This is a genomic window from Streptomyces sp. NPDC050508 (assembly GCF_040655155.1).
Classification (GTDB): Bacteria; Actinomycetota; Actinomycetes; order Streptomycetales; family Streptomycetaceae; genus Streptomyces.
In genome coordinates this window covers 1-19,793 of sequence record NZ_JBFAJJ010000024.1, presented here as the reverse complement: position 1 = coordinate 19,793, position 19,793 = coordinate 1, and the positions used below count along the sequence as shown (strand labels likewise).

The 19,793-nt window shown below is 67.6% G+C and carries 30 protein-coding genes; 10 read left to right on the top strand and 20 right to left on the bottom strand.

Going from position 1 to position 19,793, the window contains the following annotated elements; translation table 11 throughout:
- Nucleotides 1-57: 57 nt before the first annotated feature.
- Entirely contained in the window at nucleotides 58-756 is a 699-nt protein-coding gene (locus tag AB0I69_RS42600; protein WP_363101183.1) for a hypothetical protein, read from the bottom strand.
- Nucleotides 757-875: 119 nt separating this feature from the next.
- Here AB0I69_RS42600 and AB0I69_RS42595 point away from each other — a divergent pair, with 119 nt between their 5' ends.
- Both AB0I69_RS42595 and AB0I69_RS42590 read left to right on the top strand, forming a co-directional pair.
- Nucleotides 876-1,328 carry a hypothetical protein gene (locus tag AB0I69_RS42595; RefSeq protein WP_363101182.1) on the top strand — a complete coding sequence of 151 codons (453 nt, stop codon included), beginning with the start codon at nucleotides 876-878 and terminating at the stop codon, nucleotides 1,326-1,328.
- Nucleotides 1,329-1,524: 196 nt separating this feature from the next.
- On the top strand, nucleotides 1,525-2,565 hold the full coding sequence (locus tag AB0I69_RS42590) for a hypothetical protein (protein ID WP_363101181.1): 1,041 nt from the start codon (nucleotides 1,525-1,527) through the stop codon (nucleotides 2,563-2,565).
- Nucleotides 2,566-2,625: 60 nt separating this feature from the next.
- Here AB0I69_RS42590 and AB0I69_RS42585 read toward each other — a convergent pair whose 3' ends face one another.
- The gene (locus AB0I69_RS42585; RefSeq protein ID WP_363101180.1) at nucleotides 2,626-3,363 is read right to left on the bottom strand and encodes a hypothetical protein; all 738 of its coding nucleotides are present in this window, start codon (nucleotides 3,361-3,363) and stop codon (nucleotides 2,626-2,628) included.
- Entirely contained in the window at nucleotides 3,363-3,791 is a 429-nt protein-coding gene (locus tag AB0I69_RS42580) for a hypothetical protein (RefSeq protein ID WP_363101179.1), read from the bottom strand. Before AB0I69_RS42580 ends, AB0I69_RS42585 begins: the two co-directional genes overlap by 1 nt.
- Before the next feature lie 130 nt (nucleotides 3,792-3,921).
- On the opposite strand from AB0I69_RS42580, the gene AB0I69_RS42575 reads away from it, so the two are divergent.
- Nucleotides 3,922-4,695, top strand: coding sequence for a hypothetical protein (locus tag AB0I69_RS42575; protein WP_363101178.1), 774 nt, complete (start codon nucleotides 3,922-3,924; stop codon nucleotides 4,693-4,695).
- Here the strand turns inward: AB0I69_RS42575 and AB0I69_RS42570 are convergent.
- From AB0I69_RS42570 to AB0I69_RS42500, 15 genes are all read right to left on the bottom strand, one after another.
- Complete coding sequence (locus AB0I69_RS42570; RefSeq protein ID WP_363101177.1) at nucleotides 4,686-4,850, bottom strand: hypothetical protein; 165 nt, start codon at nucleotides 4,848-4,850, stop codon at nucleotides 4,686-4,688. The genes AB0I69_RS42575 and AB0I69_RS42570 overlap by 10 nt on opposite strands.
- Nucleotides 4,851-4,917: 67 nt before the next feature.
- Nucleotides 4,918-5,334 carry a hypothetical protein gene (locus AB0I69_RS42565; protein ID WP_363101176.1) on the bottom strand — a complete coding sequence of 139 codons (417 nt, stop codon included), beginning with the start codon at nucleotides 5,332-5,334 and terminating at the stop codon, nucleotides 4,918-4,920.
- Between the two features lie 93 nt (nucleotides 5,335-5,427).
- The gene (locus AB0I69_RS42560; RefSeq protein ID WP_363101175.1) at nucleotides 5,428-5,688 is read right to left on the bottom strand and encodes a hypothetical protein; all 261 of its coding nucleotides are present in this window, start codon (nucleotides 5,686-5,688) and stop codon (nucleotides 5,428-5,430) included.
- Between the two features lie 17 nt (nucleotides 5,689-5,705).
- On the bottom strand, nucleotides 5,706-6,656 hold the full coding sequence (locus AB0I69_RS42555) for a hypothetical protein (RefSeq protein WP_363101174.1): 951 nt from the start codon (nucleotides 6,654-6,656) through the stop codon (nucleotides 5,706-5,708).
- A 179-nt stretch (nucleotides 6,657-6,835) separates the two neighbouring features.
- Nucleotides 6,836-7,474 (bottom strand): hypothetical protein, encoded by a 639-nt coding sequence (locus AB0I69_RS42550; protein ID WP_363101173.1) that lies wholly within the window; start codon nucleotides 7,472-7,474, stop codon nucleotides 6,836-6,838.
- 72 nt (nucleotides 7,475-7,546) lie between these two features.
- Entirely contained in the window at nucleotides 7,547-8,005 is a 459-nt protein-coding gene (locus tag AB0I69_RS42545; protein ID WP_363101172.1) for a hypothetical protein, read from the bottom strand.
- Nucleotides 8,006-8,190: 185 nt separating this feature from the next.
- Complete coding sequence (locus tag AB0I69_RS42540; protein ID WP_363101171.1) at nucleotides 8,191-10,146, bottom strand: FtsK/SpoIIIE domain-containing protein; 1,956 nt, start codon at nucleotides 10,144-10,146, stop codon at nucleotides 8,191-8,193.
- A gap of 533 nt (nucleotides 10,147-10,679) precedes the next feature.
- The gene (locus AB0I69_RS42535; protein WP_363101170.1) at nucleotides 10,680-10,937 is read right to left on the bottom strand and encodes a hypothetical protein; all 258 of its coding nucleotides are present in this window, start codon (nucleotides 10,935-10,937) and stop codon (nucleotides 10,680-10,682) included.
- Between the two features lie 97 nt (nucleotides 10,938-11,034).
- Nucleotides 11,035-11,640: a hypothetical protein gene (locus tag AB0I69_RS42530; protein ID WP_363101169.1), complete on the bottom strand. Its 606-nt coding sequence runs from the start codon at nucleotides 11,638-11,640 to the stop codon at nucleotides 11,035-11,037.
- Nucleotides 11,637-11,864 (bottom strand): hypothetical protein, encoded by a 228-nt coding sequence (locus AB0I69_RS42525; protein WP_363101168.1) that lies wholly within the window; start codon nucleotides 11,862-11,864, stop codon nucleotides 11,637-11,639. The genes AB0I69_RS42530 and AB0I69_RS42525 overlap by 4 nt, the downstream gene beginning before the upstream one ends.
- A complete protein-coding gene (locus AB0I69_RS42520) occupies nucleotides 11,857-12,102 on the bottom strand; it encodes a hypothetical protein (RefSeq protein ID WP_363101167.1) in 246 nt (81 codons plus the stop codon). The genes AB0I69_RS42525 and AB0I69_RS42520 overlap by 8 nt, the downstream gene beginning before the upstream one ends.
- Before the next feature lie 69 nt (nucleotides 12,103-12,171).
- A complete protein-coding gene (locus AB0I69_RS42515) occupies nucleotides 12,172-12,630 on the bottom strand; it encodes a hypothetical protein (protein WP_363101166.1) in 459 nt (152 codons plus the stop codon).
- A 1-nt stretch (nucleotide 12,631) separates the two neighbouring features.
- Nucleotides 12,632-12,775, bottom strand: coding sequence for a hypothetical protein (locus AB0I69_RS42510; protein ID WP_363101165.1), 144 nt, complete (start codon nucleotides 12,773-12,775; stop codon nucleotides 12,632-12,634).
- A 1-nt stretch (nucleotide 12,776) separates the two neighbouring features.
- Entirely contained in the window at nucleotides 12,777-13,076 is a 300-nt protein-coding gene (locus AB0I69_RS42505) for a ribonuclease E inhibitor RraB (RefSeq protein ID WP_363101164.1), read from the bottom strand.
- Nucleotides 13,073-13,525 (bottom strand): hypothetical protein, encoded by a 453-nt coding sequence (locus AB0I69_RS42500; RefSeq protein WP_363101163.1) that lies wholly within the window; start codon nucleotides 13,523-13,525, stop codon nucleotides 13,073-13,075. The genes AB0I69_RS42505 and AB0I69_RS42500 overlap by 4 nt, the downstream gene beginning before the upstream one ends.
- Nucleotides 13,526-13,730: 205 nt before the next feature.
- Between AB0I69_RS42500 and AB0I69_RS42495 the strand changes: the two genes are divergently transcribed.
- From AB0I69_RS42495 to AB0I69_RS42465, 7 genes are all read left to right on the top strand, one after another.
- Nucleotides 13,731-14,258 (top strand): sigma factor-like helix-turn-helix DNA-binding protein, encoded by a 528-nt coding sequence (locus AB0I69_RS42495; protein ID WP_363101162.1) that lies wholly within the window; start codon nucleotides 13,731-13,733, stop codon nucleotides 14,256-14,258.
- Nucleotides 14,258-15,304, top strand: coding sequence for a hypothetical protein (locus AB0I69_RS42490; RefSeq protein ID WP_363101161.1), 1,047 nt, complete (start codon nucleotides 14,258-14,260; stop codon nucleotides 15,302-15,304). Before AB0I69_RS42495 ends, AB0I69_RS42490 begins: the two co-directional genes overlap by 1 nt.
- Before the next feature lie 269 nt (nucleotides 15,305-15,573).
- Nucleotides 15,574-16,182, top strand: coding sequence for a hypothetical protein (locus AB0I69_RS42485; RefSeq protein WP_363101160.1), 609 nt, complete (start codon nucleotides 15,574-15,576; stop codon nucleotides 16,180-16,182).
- The gene (locus AB0I69_RS42480; protein ID WP_363101159.1) at nucleotides 16,179-16,550 is read left to right on the top strand and encodes a hypothetical protein; all 372 of its coding nucleotides are present in this window, start codon (nucleotides 16,179-16,181) and stop codon (nucleotides 16,548-16,550) included. Before AB0I69_RS42485 ends, AB0I69_RS42480 begins: the two co-directional genes overlap by 4 nt.
- The gene (locus AB0I69_RS42475; protein ID WP_363101158.1) at nucleotides 16,547-16,891 is read left to right on the top strand and encodes a hypothetical protein; all 345 of its coding nucleotides are present in this window, start codon (nucleotides 16,547-16,549) and stop codon (nucleotides 16,889-16,891) included. Before AB0I69_RS42480 ends, AB0I69_RS42475 begins: the two co-directional genes overlap by 4 nt.
- Nucleotides 16,888-17,328, top strand: a complete 441-nt coding sequence (locus AB0I69_RS42470; RefSeq protein ID WP_363101157.1) for a DUF6221 family protein — start codon at nucleotides 16,888-16,890, stop codon at nucleotides 17,326-17,328. Before AB0I69_RS42475 ends, AB0I69_RS42470 begins: the two co-directional genes overlap by 4 nt.
- Nucleotides 17,325-18,527 carry a hypothetical protein gene (locus tag AB0I69_RS42465; protein WP_363101156.1) on the top strand — a complete coding sequence of 401 codons (1,203 nt, stop codon included), beginning with the start codon at nucleotides 17,325-17,327 and terminating at the stop codon, nucleotides 18,525-18,527. Before AB0I69_RS42470 ends, AB0I69_RS42465 begins: the two co-directional genes overlap by 4 nt.
- Before the next feature lie 147 nt (nucleotides 18,528-18,674).
- On the opposite strand, the gene AB0I69_RS42460 is transcribed toward AB0I69_RS42465, so the two are convergent.
- The gene (locus tag AB0I69_RS42460) at nucleotides 18,675-18,917 is read right to left on the bottom strand and encodes a DUF397 domain-containing protein (RefSeq protein ID WP_363101155.1); all 243 of its coding nucleotides are present in this window, start codon (nucleotides 18,915-18,917) and stop codon (nucleotides 18,675-18,677) included.
- Nucleotides 18,914-19,753: a helix-turn-helix transcriptional regulator gene (locus AB0I69_RS42455; protein WP_363101154.1), complete on the bottom strand. Its 840-nt coding sequence runs from the start codon at nucleotides 19,751-19,753 to the stop codon at nucleotides 18,914-18,916. The genes AB0I69_RS42460 and AB0I69_RS42455 overlap by 4 nt, the downstream gene beginning before the upstream one ends.
- Nucleotides 19,754-19,793: the final 40 nt, after the last annotated feature.

The following is a 19,793-nucleotide window of genomic DNA, read 5'->3' as shown; positions in this document are numbered from 1 at the left end:
CCTGTCAGGGATGCCGACCGTGAACATTCATCTGACGGCCAACCAGGGGAATCAGGCTCAGAGGCGCCGCTTGCGTCCGACGAGGACCAGTTCTTCGTGCGCCTTGATCACCGTCTTCGCAGAGTCGAGCAGCCGCCTTCTGACGTCCTCCCACTCCTGCTGACCGCCGTGGCGGAGACGCGCCTCGATGAGGCGGGCCACAGGCGGCTCGTCGTTGACCAGATCACCCTCATTGGAGAGCATCGTGGTGAAGTCGTCGGCCGCGGTCCAAAGTGCCTTTCGCGCCGCCTCGATCTCCAGATCATCGAAGGTGCGCCCGTAGCGCCAGCTCTCCTGAAAGGCATCGAGCTCCTCCAACGCTTCCAGCCGCCACTGCTTGCCGTTGAAGGACTCACGCAGGTACTCCAGGGGGCCGCCGGCAGACGGGAACTCCTCCTCGAACTGCTTGAAGAGGGCTATATCGCGAGCGGAAGGGGCCTCCAACTCCTTTTGGGAGGCGGCTAGTTCGGCCTTGAGAGCGTCGCGCTCGCGCCGGGCTTCATGACGGCTGGCTATGAGCCGATCTATCCACAGGAGTGCCGTGACGGTGACGACGAGAAACGCGCCGAAGGAGATCACGCCATGGGTGTTGATGACCTTCCGTACCGACTTGGAGGCCAGCAGCAGCCAAGTCGGTAGGCCGATTCCCACCACGGCTGTACCAACGATGTAGACGCTTGACTGCCCGAATCTCTTGAACGGGTTGGGCTCATCCATGAGATGGAACGCTATCCCGGCCTTGGGGACCAGACACGAAGAACATCCGTGTCAGGTCGTGCGCCACAGTCTTGCCGCGGCATAGAGACACCGACCGAACTCAGCTCTACTCTCCGCCCATGACCCGTGGCCACGACTCGATGCCTGAACCTCCACCCGTTGAACCCGGCGTCCTGCGCCTCCGCATTGACCCCAACTGGGCATCCACCGGGCAGGTTGCGATTCGCGCGACGCCCGGCCTCGCCCGAGCCCTCCTCGAACAGCTCGAAGAGCAGGGAGCCGAAGCCAGCTACGCCGCAGAATTCGGCCTCGACCTCGACCAGCTCTTCATCGTTGTGCTCGCCGCCCGTGACAGCGGCCTCTGGATGACTATCCGCACAGCCATCGAGGCCATCGCCAGCAGGTACGAGTCCGCCCGTATCCGGATCGAGGTCGGAGACCGAACCGCCGAGATCAGCGGCAAGCCCACCGCCGACGCGGACCGCCTCCTCGAACAGATACAACGCATGTGGGAAGCCGCCGACCGACCTGGGGACCCTCCAGACGGAGACAGCACCAGCTCACAGCCTTGAGCTTGAGGAGCGAGCCCCCTGTAACGCCTCGGCATCTCGCTCCGTCTATGTGGTGACGCGCCCCCTGGCACACCACCGCAGCAAGGCTCATCACCTGGGCTGCGGGTGCCGGCGGGCGCCGACTATTTCCCGCCCCTGCGGCCCGAGAACGCGGGGAAGCCCGGCCGCCCGACCGGCCACCCGTCATCATGGGGGCATGTCCACCGTTGTCCAGACTCCCGTCGCGCCGTCCCTGGCCGCCCTCAGTCGCGCCGTGGACGAACTGTGCGCCCTCCCGCCGGAGAAGATGGGCAGGTCCCGCAAGAAGCACCTGCGCGCCCTCGAAGGGGCCTTCCAACGGGCCCTGACGAACTTTGGTCTCACCCCCGACGCATACGACGACCTTCCCTCGCTGCTCGCGCCCGAGTCCGTGGACGAGTTTCTGCGCCTGGCCGCGAACGGGTTGATCCGCGGCGACGGGAAGCACGCGAACGAGTCCGACGCGCAGATCCGGGCCCGCATCCGAGCCATCGAGATCATCGCCGACCACACTCGCACCCCGTTCGAGAAGCCGGAGATGCCGCCCAAGCCCGAGTTGGCGCCCGTCGTCTCCCCCGTCACCAGGGCGCTCCTCCTGGAGCACTTCAAGGGCCAGGTCGAGCGCTCCATCAGCGAGCCGTTCCGCGTTCGGTTCCTCGCGATGTACGGCGTCGTCCTCGACACCGGCTCCAGCTCCGGCACGCTGGCCGGCCAGCATGAAGCCCACCTTGCCCGGGACCTGTCCAGCATCCGTATCCAGCGCCCCCGCCACGGCCGACAGAGCAGCGAGCCGCCGATAGAGGAGTGGCCGCTCTCCCTCGCCACCCGTGACGCCCTGACCGCCTATCTGCTGCTGCGCACCAAGCTGACCAAGCCCCTGGAGCACGCGCACACGGTCAAGCACCTGTGGGTGTCGTTGGAGCACAACACCCGCCGCATGCCCGACGGTTCCACCATCCAGGACCCTCCCGGCCTGCCGCTCAAGCCCCGCGGCGTGCAGCGCGTGTTCCTGCGCGCGGCCGAGGCACTGAACGAGGAGATGGAGAAGCTGCTCACGGAACGCGGAGCCCCTCAGATGGGCACCGCCGTACCCGAGTGGTCACCCATGCCGACTCGCCTCGAACCGATACGCCGGGCTGTCGAGGACGAGTTGCGCCAGCGAGAGGAACAGCACGGCGGCGTCGAGCAGGTCATCGTGCTCCGCGGCCGGGCAAACTGACGGCCCGGCACCGACGGGGGTTCGGTACCGGGCCTGATCGAACCGTACAACGTGATGAAGCTACGCCGGGTCGAGTCGCGCCTGAAGCGATGCAGCCGCGGCGTCGAGCGCGACGTGCAGCTCAGGGAGCAGGGATAGGGCAGCGGCAACGTGCTCGGGCGACGCCTTCGCGTCCGCCTGGACGGCAGCGAACGCCTCCAGGGCGGTCATCGGGATGAGCCTGCGCATCCACACTGCGCTCGCGCGGCCACTCGCGTACCGCTCGGTCAGCATCTCGATCGGCGAAAGCGGCGGCGCGCCCTCGCCCCGCAGCAGCGGTGACAACCCCTTCTCCGTGGCCTCGCGACAGATCGAGTCACCGTCGCCGAACGCCGAGGAATGGCGCTCGGAGGCTTTCACCAGGCGCTCGGCCATGGCGTGTTCCCGCTCGTCGCTCGGGCCGGGGTTCTTCAGCGCATCCAGGAGCCGGCGGGCGTCGTACACGCTGACGCCCGCGCGGAACGGGTCCTCCCCGGGATCGCCCTCACGCAGGAACCGGATCGCGGCGACCGCATACGCGATGTAGCTGTATTCGCGCTGGTAGCCGACGCCGTCCAGCGCATCCTTGTCGAGCTTCGCCGCCGCGCGCCGGACCTGGGTCTCGGTGGGACCGTCCCACCAGAAGAACGTCCACCGCTTCGGGCGGGCGTAGTCGTCGATCCGTGCCTCGATCTGCCTGTCGAGCGGCAGCTCGTACTGCTCGGTGAGCGACCAGGCGACCTTGCGCAGCCGCTCCGCCCGCCGTGCGACCGCTGCCATCAGGCGCTGTCCCCGAGGAGTTCCTGGTGGAACCGACGGGTGCGTTCCTGGGCAGCCTGGATCTGCGTGACGGCCTGCTCGTTGTCCAACTTCTCGATGGGGAACAGAGTTGGCCCGAGGCGCCCCCCGTGCTGCTGGGCGTACGCGGTGATGAGCTGCACCGTGCGGTGGGCGTCTACTTCAGGGTCGCGGTACGCCTCGAACTTCTCGCCGTCCTCGTCGACTGCGGTCTGGCTGATCTTGCGGTCGAAGGTTGCCAGTGCGGCCCTCAGCGAGCCGATCTTCTCGTGGAGGTTGCGCCAGTTGCCGTCTTCGGCGTAGCCGATGGCATCGGAGATCTTCAGCACCACGTAGGCGAAGTCCTCGGCGAGCACCGCCTCTTTGTCCGTAGCGCCAAGCAGCTCGGAGAGTCGGGGTTCGTCAGTCATCTCAGGCCCTTCACGGCAAGTTTGGGTGTGCCCGAGTCTTTCACGGTCGCTGACCGGGGACGGGCGGGATACCGGGATCTGCTCCGTACGATGGGACCGGTTCACGAACGACCGGGGAGGGGCCCGTTCCATGCTCGACACCGTGCCGCCGCACCTGCTGATGCCGCTGTCCGCGGACAGTGTTCGCTGGCATCTGCCCGAGGACGAGTACGGGGACACCGACGCAATCGAGGTGACGTGCGGCGTCATCGCGGCGAGCGTCGAAACGGCGTGGACCACCGTGAAGGCGCGGGCCGCCGAGAACCGACACACGGACCCGGCGCTCCATCGCCTCATGCTGAACATCCACATCGAGGGCCTGGACGCGACCCCCGCAGGCTGCTTCCTCTCCCTGTACGTCAGCAGCCGCGGCATCCACGACCTGGTCCACGCGCGCACCGGTGCACGCTTCACCGAAGAACTGTCCAAGGAGGCCCGGATCGCGGTGTCCGTCGCCGACTGCGACAGCCGCCTGCGATGGACGCGAGGCATCCGCTGCCACTGGGTTGAACCGAAGCCTGCCGCGATCGAACCGAACTGGGACGCCATCCGCGTCCACAGGGAAGCGATCATCGACGGCCGGATTGGCAAGGACGATCCCCAGGCGGCGAGCTGGAGGCTGCTCCTCGCGCTTGAGGACCGCGCGGGTATTCGGCACACCGGCGCGTCGTGGGTACACCATCCCAAAGGCATGTTCACCGCGTGGTTCTCCCCAGACAACGCGCGGCGCCTGATCGAGTTGGGTGCCCCTGCCGCGCCACATCTCGCTGAGCAAGGGGCCATGGTCGGGTTCACCTTCACCGACCAGGAGTGCCATGACCTCACCGAGACTGTCATCGCGGCCGGCCGGACCCTTCAGTCCTGATCCGGCTCCCACCGGTACACCGCGATGCCGCCCTCGTCCTGTTCGAGCACGTACCGGCCGCAGCCGGCGGGAGTACGCATCGCGATCTCGTCGATGAAGGTGTCCGGGTTCGAGCCCCCGTCGAACGGGCCTCCGACGTACCGTGCGTTGCTCATAGCCCGAGCGTAAACGGGCTGCGGGGCCGACGGAAAACTCTCCGTCGGCCCCGCAGGTGGTGGGGGATCAGGCGGTCGGGTACGAGCCCGTCACCGTGATGATCTCCGCTGCGGTCGCACCCTCGGCGTCACCGTAGAGGTGGCCGATGTTCTGCACCGCGGCGCCGTTCGAGCCACCGGTGACCCGGATGCGGTCGATCTTCGTGCCGTCCGACCCGGCGTAGATCTGCGCCTCACCGGTCCAGACGCCGTTGTCCGCGTCGCGGCCGTCGAGGCTGGCCGAGAAGACGTAGCGGCAGCCGGGCGCGGCCGGGACAGGCAGGGTCAGGCCGAAGCCGCTGGAGTCCGCCGCAGCGGTCTCCTTCTTCGCAGCGATCTGCGCGGTGAAGACACAGATGCCGTCGGCGGAGACGGCGTACCGGCCGGCGCCGGAGGTCCCGTCGGTCCCGGCGACGTTGGTGAGCTTCGGGGTCCAGTTGGTCATGCGGTGCACTTCTTTCCCTCGGAGAACGCCCGCCAGGAGTGGCGAGCTGGGGAAGAGTGCGGCGCCAGTGGTACTTACGTCCCGGGCGATGGATCAGGTACGTCCGCCACGTGGCAACCCGCGCCGAGACGTGTGCCGCCGAGGGCGGTCGGCACGTTCGACGGTCACCTCCTGATCCTCGTTGCTGCGTGCGGCCGGGGCCTCCAGGAACAGCACCTCCATGAACACCCGGGCACCGGGACCCCTCTTGTTCGGCACCACCGAGACGTTGCCGACTACGACCTCCGGCGACGCCTCCAGGGCGCGCTGCACAGCGTCGGCGGTGCGCTGCGCCTTGCCGGGGTCTGAGTCCATGATGCGAAGCGACGACATCAGGCGCTCACCTCCGGGGTGCCGACGCCGTGGCCGTCCAGCGTCCAGGCCGCGCGCTCCCACACCGGCTCGGTACCGTCCGCGATCCTGTGCAGCAGGCCAGCCATCGACCGCCCGTCGGCCGCCACGTCCAGCGACCTCGACCACGGCATCGGGATGTCGCCGCTCCACTCCCACGGGGCGCAGGCAGTCGTGGACGAGTGGCGATCGGTCCAGCCGAACCATCCGGCCCAGATCCGTGTGACGGAGTCGTTGGCCGCCGAGGCGTGCGCGGCCCACGGGTGCAGCGGGTCGCGGCCGGAGACGACCGGCCCGGAGTTAGGCAGGCGCAGCAGGGCGTGCGGGTAGCGGCGGTTCGGGCCCATGAAGTCGGGCTCCTCGACCACCCGTCGGTCCGCCAGGAGCGCATCGAGCCGGTCGAGGACGGCGCCGCGCTCGGGGCTGCCGTACTCCCCCGCCGGATCGGCGTACAGGACTTGGCCGTCGTGCACGCTGATCACGGCGACGCCCTGCGTCTCGGGGAGTGAGTGGGGTTCGACGTCCACGACCAGGAGCACGGCCGCCGGTTCGGCGACCAGCTCGCGGGCGAGGATCTGGGCCCGCTCGTGTTGGTCCCACATCGTCATTGCGTACCGGCACGGGTCGCAGAACCGGCCCCGCCCGAGCGGCTCCTCTTCGCACACGCCGCAGCGCCGGCACCGGTGCTGAAGTTCCCGGGCCCGGCCTAGCGCGGCACGCTGCGCTGGCGAGCACCCACGCTTCGCCACCGCGGCGGTCGCCTCGTACAGCGGTGCGTATGAGTTGCCGTGGTACAGCACCTGCCCCACCGGGGCGGACCCCGGTTTGAGGCCCTGCCGGTCGAGCTGAGTCTTGGTGTGCAGGCCCTCGGGGACCTGGTCCCACCCGGTGTAGCGGGTGAGGTCCGGGAGCGGCGGGACGGAACTGGGCAAGGGGACGCCTCCTCTGGTGCATTTCTAAAGCCATTAATAGCCTCACGCGATCCGTTATTCAAGCCGAATCCAAGAATGCGTGCGATCGGGTTGTGGAGGCCGATTGGAGACCCCTATATCTGCGCGCGCGTTGCGCCGTTTCTTCTATCAAGGTTGATAGAATTTACCCCGAAGGGCCCTCACTCGGTCGAGTGCTTGGGGGCCTCCGGAGGTGCGGAAGGCGGGCGCTCGTCCGGCGGCCACGGGCCATACCGCTCCAGCGCCTGGCGGACGATCCGCGGGGCGGACAACACCCTCTCCACCAGCTCGGTCCGCTGCTCCTGCTCCTCTATCGTGTAGTTGAGGGAGTTGTACAACAGGCCCAGCTCATCCAGTTCCGCCAATGGTTCTTCGCTCACTCTGATTGCGGCCGTACGCAACGCCCTGACCAGGGATGGAGGGAGATCGTAGGCGCGTGTGATCAGGTGGCCGGGGTAGTGCTTGCCGAACCCCCGCCCCGACAGCGTCGCCGCTTCTGTCTCGGCAACGGTCAGCGGCTCCCATGGGCCGGCCAAGTCCTCCTCGGCCAGTCGTTTCCGCACAGCGCGCTCCACGTATTCGTCCAGCGTGGGCCAGAGCTCCGGCCGCCGACGGCGCGCCTCCAAGCGGGCCTCCGCGCGGGTGATCTTCCCTTTGCTGTTGTAGGCCAATTCATGCGCCCACTCTGCCATTTCTCGCCGCTGTTTCCTGCGAATTGCGGTAAAGCGAGACGCGTGCTGAACGTCAATGGCGAATGAATAGGTTCTGCGGTCCTCGGCCATTTCGATTTTCTCTATCAAGGTTGATACACCATCTTTCAAGGTTGATAGAAGGAGCGGCGGACGCGCGCCCCGTGCTGCCCAACGACCGAGCTACTGCAACGGGTGCGCCGTGATCCACTTGTCGAGGGCCTGCCCCTGCATCCAGATCAGCGGCCGGGCGGCGAGCCACCCTTCGGTGTCGTCCTCCCCGCTCGCCGTGCCCGCGTACGTCTCCAGCTTGTCGACGATCACGTACGCCGCGGTGTAGAACCCCTTCGGCGCCGCGGTGTCGCCGTTCATCGCCTTGCGGATCTTCCGTACATCGTCCACGAAGTCCTGCACGCGGACCGCGCAGCCGTCGGGGTTGTCCTCGACGTCCGCTCCCCCGAGACACCCGATGTCGTGGGTCTCCCACCACGCCATCGTCTCGTCCCACTGCGCCTTCACCGGCGTGGCGGCCTTCTTCGCCGGGGGCGCGCTCGCGGCCGGCTGCTTGGATTCTGCGTCGGCCTGCCCGCCGCACCCCACCACACCGGCCGCCGCCGCGGCCACGAGCAGTATGGATGCCACGCCTCTTCCCCACCCCTTGGTCATGGGTGAGATCATCCCATGCCGTCAACTGCACTGCGTAGAAACGCAGTTCACGTCAGCGGGGGCGAACGACGACGGCCGCGGGGACCTCTACACCCGCGGCCGTCGGTAAGGCCGTCTCTACGCTCACAGCACCGGTAGCGTCCCGGGCCACTGACGGCGCCTCAGCCGCCGACCTTGACCGGCTCGGCGCCCTCCGCAGCCGTCGGCAGTTCCACGACCGTACGACGTGGCACCGTCCTGAACGCGACGGCCCGGCCTTGCTTCCCCGCCTCCTCGACCCATCCCTTCTTCCTCCACTGACTCAGCGGCCCGTTCACCGATGACCGGGCCGCGAACTGCGGCAGGTCGAGCGCCACCAGGTCGTCGACCGTGATGCCCTTCGGTCCCGTCTTCTCGATCGCCTGCCACAGTGCCAGGTGCCGCTCGTCGCTGATCTCCGACCCGTCCGGGAAGGTCGGCACCGCGCGCAGCACCGGGCGACCGCCCCCGGGACCGCCGGAGGGGGGTGTAGGAGGCTTCGGAGGTGTCGGGTCGTCGTCGGGGTCCGGCGAGTGCTCAGGGTGCTCCCTGGCCTCGCTCGCCGCCTCGGGGGCATAGCGGTGGTTCGTCGCCGCGACGTCCTCTTCGGTCATCCAGAACGCGCGGGCCTCGACCGGGACTTGGTGCTCGCGGTCCCAGCGCAGGAACTTGCCCGGCGCGTCCAGTTCGTCCAGGCACCAGCCGTCTCCGTACGCACCCGGGCCGAAGATCAGGTTCGAGGTGGTGGACTCCTTCGCACCGAGCCCGACACGGAGCTGGTACTGCTGGCGGCCGTCGGTAGACCCGCCGAACACGCGGTTCGACGGGGACTGAGTGGCGCACACCAGGGTGATGCCCACGAACCGGGCGACCTGGAGCAGCGACTCGATCAGCTTGGCGGCCTGCGGCACACGGCGGACCAGCTCGGCCAGCTCGTCGATGAACACGAACCACGCCGGGCCGTGCTTGCCCGGTATCCACTTCTTCTCGCCCAGCGAGGCGAGCAGTACACCGCGGCGCTCGACCTCGGCCCAGACCCCTTTGAGGACCTGCATGGCCCGGCTCGGGGTGTCCGCGAGGGCGAGGGCACTGTCACGCCACGGCCCGAACTCCACGGCGCCGGGCTTCATGTCGATGAGCAGCGCCTCGGCGTCCTCGCAGGCGACCGCGTAGGCGATGAGCACGCTCTGGATGCCCGACTTGCCGTTGTCCGTCGAGCCGCCGATGAGGACGTGGTTGTAGAGCAGCGGAGCCAGCACGGGCTGCCCGAACGCGTCCAGGCCGAGGACCGCGGGCTCCAGGCACGTCGTGGTCGACGGACCGGGCCACGGGATCGGCGAGGCGAGCGGGTCGGACTCGTACAGCGAGACGACCAGTTCGTTGTCCTTCTCCCCCTTCGCCAGGCGCAGCTTCCCGCCGAGCCCCAGGTTCGTTGCGAGCTGGTCCTTGCGCGCGATGACCTTCTGCGGAGAGGTGTTCCGGCCGGCGGGAAGAACGACGACGGCCCGCCATCCGAACGGGGTGTAGTCCAAGGAGGTCACGTCGACCGCGGGCACGGACAGCAGGGCGACCAGAGCCCGCAGGAGCGCGGTCTCCTCCGCCGTCGAGCCCGTGATGCCAGGCGCGAGGATGTTGTCGCCCAGGCCCTCGGCGAGGACGCCCGCCTTCGCGGCCTTCACCTGGAGAGCGAGACGATCCTGACGCGACTTCACCAGCCAGCGCACGTACGGCACGTACGCGCCGCCGGTCACCAACGCGCTGGCGAGCAGGGACGGCACCGACGGGCCGAGGCCGGCGCCGATCCACGCGTCGGCCATCACGACGGCGCCACCGGCTCCGGCGGTCGCGATGCCCTTGTGCTTGTGCTTCAGCCCCCCGGCCGTGAGCGCGCCCGCGGCGGCCGTCGCCGCACCGTAGACGATGTGCTCGGGGATGCTGACGCCGTCGAGGTGGTGAAGCCACGACAGGCCGGTCAGGGTCGCGGAGGCGGCCCCAGGGGCGACCTCGTAGCGGCGGCGGGAGCACCAACGGCAGGCCGAGCCGAACGCGCTCGCGGCTCCCAGCGCGGCGCGCGCCAATATCGAGTCGTGCGGAGGCACAGCAGTCTCCCGGGACGTGACGTGACGTGGATGACGGCGAAAACCCCAGGTCGAGGGGTCGTCACGTCACGTCGAGACGGAGATGCCGATGCCGGAAGAGATCACGGAGGCGCGAGGCATAGCTATGCCCTTCTGGTCGAATTCGGAGCGTTCGCCAGGGCGCTTGCTCGTGCGCCGCGACGGGGTCCGGGCCGAAACCCGGGATGTAGTTGTGGCTGAAGACTACCCGGCTTGATCGGTAGAACCACAGAGTTGATCGGCGGGGAGTCGTGTCTCGCGCTCCCCGTCCCACACGGTCAACCGGATGGGTGGGCACGTACGGCACGGTGCGACTGGCTCGCTGATCGAGAGGCCCGAGCACCACACGCACACGGCGTTGTGGCGGTACAACATCGCCTTGAGCCAGCGGACGGTGTGCATGCGGATTTCAGGGAGGCAGTCCTCCCATGCGCTTCCAGCGATGGCTTTCTGCGCCGTGAACTCACGGTCGCCGACCTGGACGCTGGCCCGGACCAGCAGGCCCAATTCGAACGTCACGCGCGCAGCTCCAGGAGCAGCGTGGTGGCCTTCTCCCAACAAGCGGGGCACGGGTGGCCGGCCGATCCGCAGATGACGTCAGCGAGACGCGGAAGGAGCGCGGTGTTCAGGGACGGCTCGGTGGCCATACGGACCGCGGCGTCGGCCTTCCGCAGGCAGGAGTTGCAGGCTCTCGTCTTGCCCTCGCGGCGCCCGCAGATGGTCAGGGACGCCTCGCGCAGGACAACGGGCCGCGTATCGGTGACTGTGCTCATCGTCTCCCCAGAGCACAGCCCCCTGCATGAACGACGGGTCGGCGGGCGCCGACGTAGGGGGCCGTGCACGGGATAGACGCAGTGACCTGCGGGAGCGTTACACCGCGGCGTACGGGTCGGGAAGCGGTACCGCGCGCACCCAGCCGTCCGGGCCCTCGTACTCCATGCTCGATGTGGCGTGGGCCTTCACCGGTACGGGTTCGTCGTCCAGGCGCACGACGAGGTACTGCCCATCGGTGTCGATGATGACCCCCGGCCGGCCGCCGTGGCGGACGCGGAGCCCTAGGTCGACGCGGACACCGATGCGGTTCTCCAACGCGTAGTACGACCGGATGTGCCTCAGGTCGCCGTGCTGTCGGTCGGCCACCGCAAAGAGCAATCGGCAGGCTGGGCGGCGGCAACGAGCCACCCTCGTCACGCTGTTGGCCTCGAACCACAGGTCGTCGTTCAGCATGATGCCGGTCGGGTTGCAGGCCGCGCCGAGGTCCCCGAGCAGACCACCAGCCCGGGTGCTGAGCTTGGTAGAGAAGACGACCACGTGCGCCTGCTTGTCCCTCCGCGTGTCGGGGCGGTTGAGGAAGGAAGCGTCCCGGTACAGAGCGGCCAGCTCGCCGCCCCACAGGGCGGGAGCGCCGTGAGGCACACCCTTCGCGTCGTTGTTCATCGGCGCGGGGCGCCGCTCCATCGCCGACTTCGTGGTCATCGGTCCTCGCCCCACGCAGCATCGATGAGCACGGCGCTCGGCTGGAGCAGCGCGGCGGCCTCCGGGTAGCCCGCCGCGCGGAGTCGGGCCGCGTTCTCGGTGTCCCGCAGCGCCATGTGCGCCGCGGCGTACGTCGGCACCAGTTCCTCGCGCACCCCCGCCTCGCGAAGCAGGTCGGCCACACGGCCCTCCGCGGTCGTCTCCTCGCCGGTCACTTCACTCACTGCTCTTCCTCTTCTCTTCGTGCACCTTCGCCTGCACTGCCTGCATATGCAGGTCGAATCCCTCGGCGTGGCCGTTGAAGTCGTATGGCCGGGCGTCCATCCAGTCCCCCGCGGCGCAGGCCGCACCGTACAGCTCGGCATCCCCGCCCAGCAGGGACTTGGTGGTGCCGACGGGTTCGAGCATCATCCGGTGCTGGGTGCGCGGCTCGTCCATCAGCGGGTCCTCGGTGTAGTGCATGGTGTGCCCTTTCGGAGCGCTAAGGCCCGGTGCTTGCTCGTGCACCGCGTCTTCCTGGATGGATCGGGGTCAGTTGTAGCCCTGAAGGCTCTGCATGGTCAGGCTCACGGTGACGGTAGCCGGGGGGTAGTCGCCGGTCGGCCCGGTGTGACGGCCCAGCAGGAACACCGTCACGGCGTACTCGAACGACTGCCGAGTCTGGTGGTACTTGCCCGACTCGGACTTGAGGAACCGGCTGGCAGCCACGCTGTAGCGGGTCGACTCGGTCGAGCACGTCAGCAGCTCGGCGAGCGCCTGGTCCAGCGCGAGGTACCACTTGTTCAGACGGTCGGCGGAATCGGCGAGCAGGAAGCGCACGCCCGTCGCCTCCAGCCCGGCGCCCAGGGGGATGAGATCCTGCGGCGCGATACCTCCAAGATCGTCGTAGATCCCCTCGCTTACCTTGCGGTAGGTGGCGATGGCCGCGAGTTCCGCCGCGGTGAACGGGTCGGTCTCGAACTCGAATTGGCTCAGGGTCTCGTCGTGCACGTCATCGCTCACTCTCGGTGCGCTCGGCGCTAGCCGTGGGGTGCAGCAAGCTGTCGGGGCGGCAGGTGGAGCCGCGTTGGTTGTCGGTGTGGGCGTGCCACGCCACCTCGCAGCGCCACGGAGTGGTGCTCTGTCCGTCGTCCATGTCATGTCCCATCAGTGGGATGAGGGCCCGGCTCGTCGGTGAGTACCGGGTCCACCACAGGCCTGCCTTCCTGGTAGGTGGCTTCTCCGCCGTCGTAGTCGCCTCCGTGGCGTACAACGATGGCTTCGACCTCCGCGTGCCGCTCGATCAGCCCGGACGCCTCGACATCGCGGCCAGCCAGAAGCAGCCACTTCGAGTCCTCAGTCTCACGGATTCGAGTGACGTAGTCCGCTAGTTCATCGGCGCAGCTCTGGGCGCTGGCCTGGTCAGGGAAGTAGGACCAGTGCGTGTAGGGGATCACGCGTCCGCTCCCCTCTCTCGTAGTCGCTTCAGGGCTTCGGTGAAGATGGGCAGCAGTCCGTCTGCGAGGTAGTAGCCCCCGGTCTTCGACCACCCCTCCTTTTCGGGGGTTGTGGGCGTGAACGGGGGCGTGATGTCAGGGGACCAAAGCCCTTGCTCCGCACCGCGCTTGATGGCCTTGGTGATTGACTGCGACGGCCCGCGCAGCGCGGTCTCGCCCTGCTTCTCGCGGAAGGCCGCGCCGTCCACCCAGCCCTCGCCCTCGATCGCTGCCTCAACGAAGAGGAGCGTCCGGCGGTTGGTGTCCCTCAGCAACTTCACGGCGCGGTCGACGGTCCACTCGGTGTTGGTGGCCACCGTGGCGTTGGGGCCGATCCTGGCGATGAGATCGGCGACTGCGGCCATGACGCCTGGCGGTGCCGGGTCCGGCAGCTTGATGGTGATCTCCACGGGCGGGCACTCTCCTCTAAATAACCCTGGTTAAACCCTGTACTCACAGTGTGGCACAACTCAGCGTCATCTCAGGCTGGTTCGGCTGTAACAACCGACCCATTCGAGTCGTCCTCCCTCATGAGCAGGTCACTGCGACCTCCTCCTGTGCGTCACCAAGCTTGCGCGCAGCCGGACGAGTGACAGATGACGGAGTCAGGGAGCTGTGAGCGATGAAGCGCCCCGCACGAAGGACGAGTTCAGTCCCTTCTTCCGCGCCCGGTTCAATCCGACCGTCCGCCGACTGATGGCGCGCGAGCCCCGCTTGGCGCAGGTGGACGCTGAGGTGATCGTGTCGATCGCCTTCGAGGAGACGTCGCGAGGGTGGAGCAAGGTTCGAGATCCGGAGGCCTTCCTCTGGGATCGAGTGTCCTTGCGGCTTATGGACTTCTGGCGGAAAAATATGAGACGAGCGTCGGAGGAATATCTGTGCGCCGACACAGAGAAGGTCGTCATGCAAACCGCTCCGAAGGACGGAGAGCCGGAGCATTGTATTGACGTATTTCGCCTACAGGAGCTGATCGGTGAATTGTCGCCTCTGGATCAGCGTGTGATTGCCATGGATTACTTGGGCGCCACCTGCGCGGAGCAGGCTAAGGCCCTGGGCATGTTGGAAGGAACATTCAGAGTCTGTCTGCATCGGGCAAAGCAGCGGCTGAAGAAGCTGGTCGACGGGGAAGCGGGGGTGCGGTGATGAGCTACGACGACGAGCGACAGCACGAGGCGGACGAAGCGGAAGTGACGATGTTCGTGGGTGGCGGGAAGACGATGAGCGCGGGCCTGGTGGCGTACTGGTATCTCATGCAGACACCGGTGGAAGGCGAGGACGAGCCTGGAGGCGAGGTCGACGAGCGCTTCGTTCCCGTGCCCGAAGACGAGCTGGACAGGCGGCTCGCCTCGCTGCACGAGCGGACCGTCGAGCCGCTTCCCGAGGACATCGAAAGCATTTCGGGCACGGATCTCTACCTGAGCGAATCGGAAGAGGGAGAGGGCGATAGCGACAGTCACGAAACCGCTTCAAGCGATGCGAGTTACATTTCACTGTTGAGTCATCTTTATCGATCTGCACTCTCACCCGTAGATCGATCGTGGAGGTGGCCACCGGATAGCCTGTTCAACTTTGGATTGGAAGAAGTAGGGCAAGAATATTCCACGGTGCTTCTGTGCAGCGCTGGCGGCTCAATTAAGTCGTCCGGGCGGGGGAACTTCGTTCCCATTATTTCGCCGTGGTCTCGTCGGCGGAACTGGCTGACTGACCGCCGGGCGGATAGCTATAGGTGCAAGCATGATTTCTGGTGGGACCGGCTGTGCGTCTATTGGTCGGAGAGGGAAAGGGACTGCGAACGCAGGAGGGTTGATTCTGAGTCCCTGATGTTCGAGCCGTTCCATCCGCGCAACGAACCACTCCGTGACGCCATGCAGATCTACTTCACCCTTCACACCACCGTCACGATCGTCGTGGACAACCTGGGAGCGGCGCGCGATCCGAACGCGGCGCTGAACTCGCTGATCGCCGAGGCCACTAGCTTCAGCGCCGCCGCGGCCGACGACGGCAGATGGACTCTGCTCGTGACGGCGCCGGCCGTCCGGCAGGAGTGCAGTCACTCCGTGGGTCGGCCTCGGCTTGCCGTCATGGAACTGCCGGTCGATCCGCCGCCCGAATCTCGTCAACAAAATGCAATTGAGGAGTCGGAGGTTTTGCTTCGCCGGATCAGAAATGAATTGGAGGCCCTGCGATGAATTGACCTCGGAAAGTTTGGAAACATTGACCGCGCCGGGCCGGGCGCGGCTTTCGGCATGCCCGGAGTGCACCACGTGCACGGCTGGTGAGGCCCGCAGTGGCTCCGCCGTGCCGCCCGTCGCCGGTGCGGCCCCGTCCCGTCCGTGGCCTCTCCGCGAAATAACCCTGGATCAAACCTGGATGCAAGGAGGGCGTGGCGAAGTCATGGTTAGGTAAGCCTTATCGGGTATTCTGCCTGGAATAACCGGTACCTAGAGGGGGGACGCAGATGAGCGACACCGAGCAGCCGGAGCACGATCCGCAGGCTTGGGCCGCGCGGACGGAGGCCGGGGGCGGGGGCGACGAGGTGGAGATCCGGATCACCACCTTCGACAGCCCCGGCATCCCGGCAGACCGGCTCGAACATGATCGCGGTGAGGAGTACTGGACCGGGACGGGCATAAACCCCGAAAGGGCGAGCGAGTGGGAACACCGGCCGCCGTCCTGGCGACCGGCCGAACCCGAACAGCGCAACGGACGCATCGCCCGGCAGGCGCGACCGGTGCCGCCGGGCGACCGCCTCGCACACCTCGGCCACATCGAGCACCCCACCGAGCTGTACACGATCATGAAGCCGGTGCCGAACACCCTGCCGGCCCCGCCCGACGCGGAAGAGTGGATCGCGTCGTTCGGCCAAGTCGTGGCCGACGGGAATCTACCCGGCGGCGACGGGAAGACCAGCAGCCGCGCCATGATCCTGGACCTCGACCCGCAGGGCGCCGCGGCCACGCCGCTGGGCGGCCACGGCGTCGACCTGTGTCGTACGTGCCTCGCCCCCGCAACCAAGGCCTCGCCGAAGTGCACCAACCCCTTCAACCACCAGGAGTCCGCCCGGTGAACGGACACGAGGAGTTCGAGGAGAACCGGGACCGCTCCGGCGCCCCCGCGGTCTCGCGAAGGAACCTGGCTGGGTGGGCGGAGCGGCAGCCGTCCGCCCCCGGGCTCGCCGCAAGGGTAGATGTTCCAACCGGCGGAGACGGGGAGCCCGCCGTCGTCATCGCCGACCCGGGGAATCTTGAGGCACGGCTGATTCGGCATGCCGAGCACCTGCGATACCTCCTGGGCGTGCGCGAGATCTCCGCGACAGCCGAACTACAGCCCTACGACGACGAGTTGCACAGTGCCGCGTACCGGCTGCTGACCACCATCGACCTGTTGACCAAGGACGCGGACGACTCCGCCGACGAGGCCGGTGAGCGCTCATGAGGAACGGCCGCGGATACAGCCCCCACGGAACCCGGCCCGAGCCGACGACCGCGCCCCCCACGCCCTCCCCCCTCGCGCCCCCCGACGGCGGCAGCATCGACGCCTACGCAGACATGAGCGCCCAACTCGCCGCCCTGCACACGTTCTTGAGGGCGCGGGCGGCGGAGAGCGCGGACGTGACCCCGCTCTTCTACGAGTCCCTGGGGTATGCCCTGGGGTACGCCGACGCGTGCATGGAGCAGCGGGACATCGTCGGCGCCGTACGCAAGTTGGCGTGGATGCGCAACGAGGCCAAGCGCTGGGAAGGCCACCCGGACTATCCCGCGGAGGCCGGCCGGTGACCGAGCAGCGACCCGAGCGACCGACCACCGAGAAAGAAGCGACGGCCGCGGAGTGGGCGGCCTTCCTGGAGGCCCGCGTCAAGGAGGAACTGGAGGCGGCCGACGCCCTTAGCCCCCACGGCTGGTGGGAGCTGACCGAGCCGGGCGCGCGGCGGTTCGGCGTGCGGGGAATGGGCGGCCGGGTCTTCGCACCGATCCTCACCGGCTCCGGCCACTTCCTGGACCAGGCCACCGCCCTGCACATCGCCCGCAACCAGCCCCACCGCACTCACGGTGACCACGTGGGCAAGCTGATGCTGGTCAACCTGCTCAAGCTCCAGGCCGCCGAGGACGGCGCCCCGCTGGCTGGCGCCCTCCTCATGATCGTCCGTCAGTTCTGTGATCCGTTCCTCGACCACCCCCAGCACCCCGAGTACGTCCCTCCGGAGGGGCCGTGAGCGCGGATCTGGACGTCGTCGAGGCCGAGTTGGTCGACGACGACGCCGTGGACCTGGTTGCCGAAGCGCCGGTGCGCTACCTCGTCACTCAACACACCATGCTGGGGCCCGGCGAGCTGCCGCCCCTCGCCAACAAGCGGCCGAGCTGGACCGATGCCGACTTCCGCCTGTCCGCCGAGGACATCGCGGACCTGGCCGAACCCGACCTCGCGGACACCACCGAAGCAAACCGCAAGTCCACGATCGGCGCCTTCGAGGAGTGGTGCGCGGCGCAGGACCCGCCGCGGCTGGCCCACCCCTGTACGACAGCGACGTATACCTCGTACGGCCTGCACCTGATCCGCCGAGGCAAGGCCGGGGAGTACAGACCGGACAGCGTCGGTCAGTACATGTCCCGGATCTGGAACTGGCAGCCGATGGACCTGCGGCCCGACCCCAGCCGCTTCAAGGGGCGCCTGCGCGCCTGGAAGAAGGAGTGGGTGAAGGCCGGCGGCGAGGTCGAACGCGCAGCCGCGGCCACGATCGAGTACACCGTCCGGATTCTCAACTCGATCGATGAGAGCACGAACATCGGCAAGCGGGACGCGTTCCTGGTGGTGCTCGCTTACGCCAACCTGCACCGGGAGTCCGAGCTGGCCGACCAGCTCAACAAACGGCTGCGGATTTACGACACCGGCATCCACGTCACCACCGCCATGTCCAAGACGGACCAGGCGGGCAAGGGGTCCGGCCGCTTCATCAACGACCGCGCTGACCTCCAGCTCGTAGGCCGCGCCCGCGCCTGGTTCGCCGTGCTGCGCGAGCTCGGCGCGGACGGCCCAGACCAGCCGACCTTCCGGGCCCTGACCGTGAAGGGCGGTCTCCGTTCCTACCCGGCGAACCGCAAGCGCGGCACCCGGATGCGGCCGGGCTCGCTCAACGAACGGTTCCAGCTCCTCGCCGAACAGGCAGGCGTGCCATACATCGACGGCAAGAAGGTCACCTCCCACTCGTGGCGGGCCGGCGCGAACACCGACATGGCCGAGAAGGGGGTTCCGCTCGCCGAGCGCAACCTGGCCGGCCGGTGGGCGGACGGCTCCCATACCGCGGACACGGTCTATGACCGCCGCCACGGTGTCGGGACAAGCGACCCGCTCGACAAGGTTCCGCAGTTCGGCGGCCCCGCCCGAGCAGCAGTCGCAGAGGCCCGAACGAGCTGATTTGCCACTGGGCCCCGAGCGTCACCTTTCCGCTATCGATCACTCGCGGTACGCTCCCCCTAACCCATGGGTACGGCTGTACGAGGATGGCCCGTCTCCCCCATTTGCGCTGGGGGAGACGGGCCATCTCTTCAACAGTCGTGCGGATCAGGCTTGGTTGACCAAGCCCTGCACCGCGTCATCAACGAAGGTGGCGAACGCCTCGGGGGCAAACAGCAGTATGGGCCCCGTCGGATTCTTCGAGTCGCGGACAGCGATCCCAGCATGTGTACGGAGCACGTCAGCGACCTCAACGCACTGCCCCTGAGAGTCCCCGCTGTAAGAGGACTTTCTCCAGACGGCGCCGTCGAGGGCATCGAGCACACGACGGCGTCCGTTGTTCGTGTTCACTGGTGCAGTTCCTCCAGGTACTGGTTGAGAAGATCCCGTGTCTTGTCCACGGGAAGCGCAGCGGAAGCGATGTTGTCGAACTCGGCTTCCAAGTAGGCGACTTGATCAGGGTCGTACGTGTGTGACCCGCCCATGGGATTGTCGATGCTGGCGACGGGCGTCCAGGGATGACGGAACGTGAGGATCGTCATCGCCCCGTTTGAACCGTAGGACGGGTGGGCGGTGAGCGGCACGATCTGAAGGGTTACGTTCGGCATCTCTGAGGCGTCCAGCAATTTGCGTAGCTGATCCCTCATCAGGGCAGGGCCGGAGTCGAACTGCGCGTGAAAGGCGGATTCCGGCACCAGCGCGTGGAACTGGGCGCGGCTCAGGACTTCCTGCCGTGCCAGGCGCAGGGCGATCAGCGACTCGGGGTTGTTCGACCGACTGATCGAAAGCATCTCCCTCACGTAGCCGTGAGACTGCAACAGACCAGGTACGACCTTGGGATGGATGATCCGGATGGTCTCCGCTTCGGCTTCCAACTCGACGAAGTCCAGGTACGCCTGAGTGACGCGATCGGCGTACGGAGCCCACCACCCCGTTCCGGGCTGCTCCTCGGCGACCCGCGCGACCTCCTCCACGCCGGCCGGGTCGTCCACGCCCAACTTCGCGCAGAGCCCGCGCACTTCAACGGCGGAAATGCGGTATAGCCCTCGCTCGATCCGGCTGAGTTTCGTGGTGTCCCAGCCCATCAGCTTGGCGGCGTCGCCGGACTTCATCTCCCCACGCCATCGGCGCAACTGAGCGCCAACACGCCGTCTCTTGATAGTCGGCGTCGCTCGCTTCTGCGTCATAGACGCAGTGTGGCACGTCATCGACTTGCGTTGCTATCCG

Coding starts and splice junctions, on each gene's coding strand:
- AB0I69_RS42490 (WP_363101161.1), top strand. CDS start 14,258: ATGAGCTACGACGACGAGCGACAGCACGAGGCGGACGAAGCGGAAGTG.
- AB0I69_RS42475 (WP_363101158.1), top strand. CDS start 16,547: ATGAGGAACGGCCGCGGATACAGCCCCCACGGAACCCGGCCCGAGCCG.
- AB0I69_RS42565 (WP_363101176.1), bottom strand. CDS start 5,334: ATGACCAACTGGACCCCGAAGCTCACCAACGTCGCCGGGACCGACGGG.
- AB0I69_RS42535 (WP_363101170.1), bottom strand. CDS start 10,937: ATGAGCACAGTCACCGATACGCGGCCCGTTGTCCTGCGCGAGGCGTCC.
- AB0I69_RS42570 (WP_363101177.1), bottom strand. CDS start 4,850: ATGAGCAACGCACGGTACGTCGGAGGCCCGTTCGACGGGGGCTCGAAC.
- AB0I69_RS42560 (WP_363101175.1), bottom strand. CDS start 5,688: ATGGACTCAGACCCCGGCAAGGCGCAGCGCACCGCCGACGCTGTGCAG.
- AB0I69_RS42595 (WP_363101182.1), top strand. CDS start 876: ATGACCCGTGGCCACGACTCGATGCCTGAACCTCCACCCGTTGAACCC.
- AB0I69_RS42485 (WP_363101160.1), top strand. CDS start 15,574: ATGAGCGACACCGAGCAGCCGGAGCACGATCCGCAGGCTTGGGCCGCG.
- AB0I69_RS42455 (WP_363101154.1), bottom strand. CDS start 19,753: ATGACGCAGAAGCGAGCGACGCCGACTATCAAGAGACGGCGTGTTGGC.
- AB0I69_RS42575 (WP_363101178.1), top strand. CDS start 3,922: ATGCTCGACACCGTGCCGCCGCACCTGCTGATGCCGCTGTCCGCGGAC.
- AB0I69_RS42530 (WP_363101169.1), bottom strand. CDS start 11,640: ATGACCACGAAGTCGGCGATGGAGCGGCGCCCCGCGCCGATGAACAAC.
- AB0I69_RS42510 (WP_363101165.1), bottom strand. CDS start 12,775: ATGGACGACGGACAGAGCACCACTCCGTGGCGCTGCGAGGTGGCGTGG.
- AB0I69_RS42520 (WP_363101167.1), bottom strand. CDS start 12,102: ATGCACTACACCGAGGACCCGCTGATGGACGAGCCGCGCACCCAGCAC.
- AB0I69_RS42580 (WP_363101179.1), bottom strand. CDS start 3,791: ATGACTGACGAACCCCGACTCTCCGAGCTGCTTGGCGCTACGGACAAA.
- AB0I69_RS42600 (WP_363101183.1), bottom strand. CDS start 756: ATGGATGAGCCCAACCCGTTCAAGAGATTCGGGCAGTCAAGCGTCTAC.
- AB0I69_RS42585 (WP_363101180.1), bottom strand. CDS start 3,363: ATGGCAGCGGTCGCACGGCGGGCGGAGCGGCTGCGCAAGGTCGCCTGG.
- AB0I69_RS42590 (WP_363101181.1), top strand. CDS start 1,525: ATGTCCACCGTTGTCCAGACTCCCGTCGCGCCGTCCCTGGCCGCCCTC.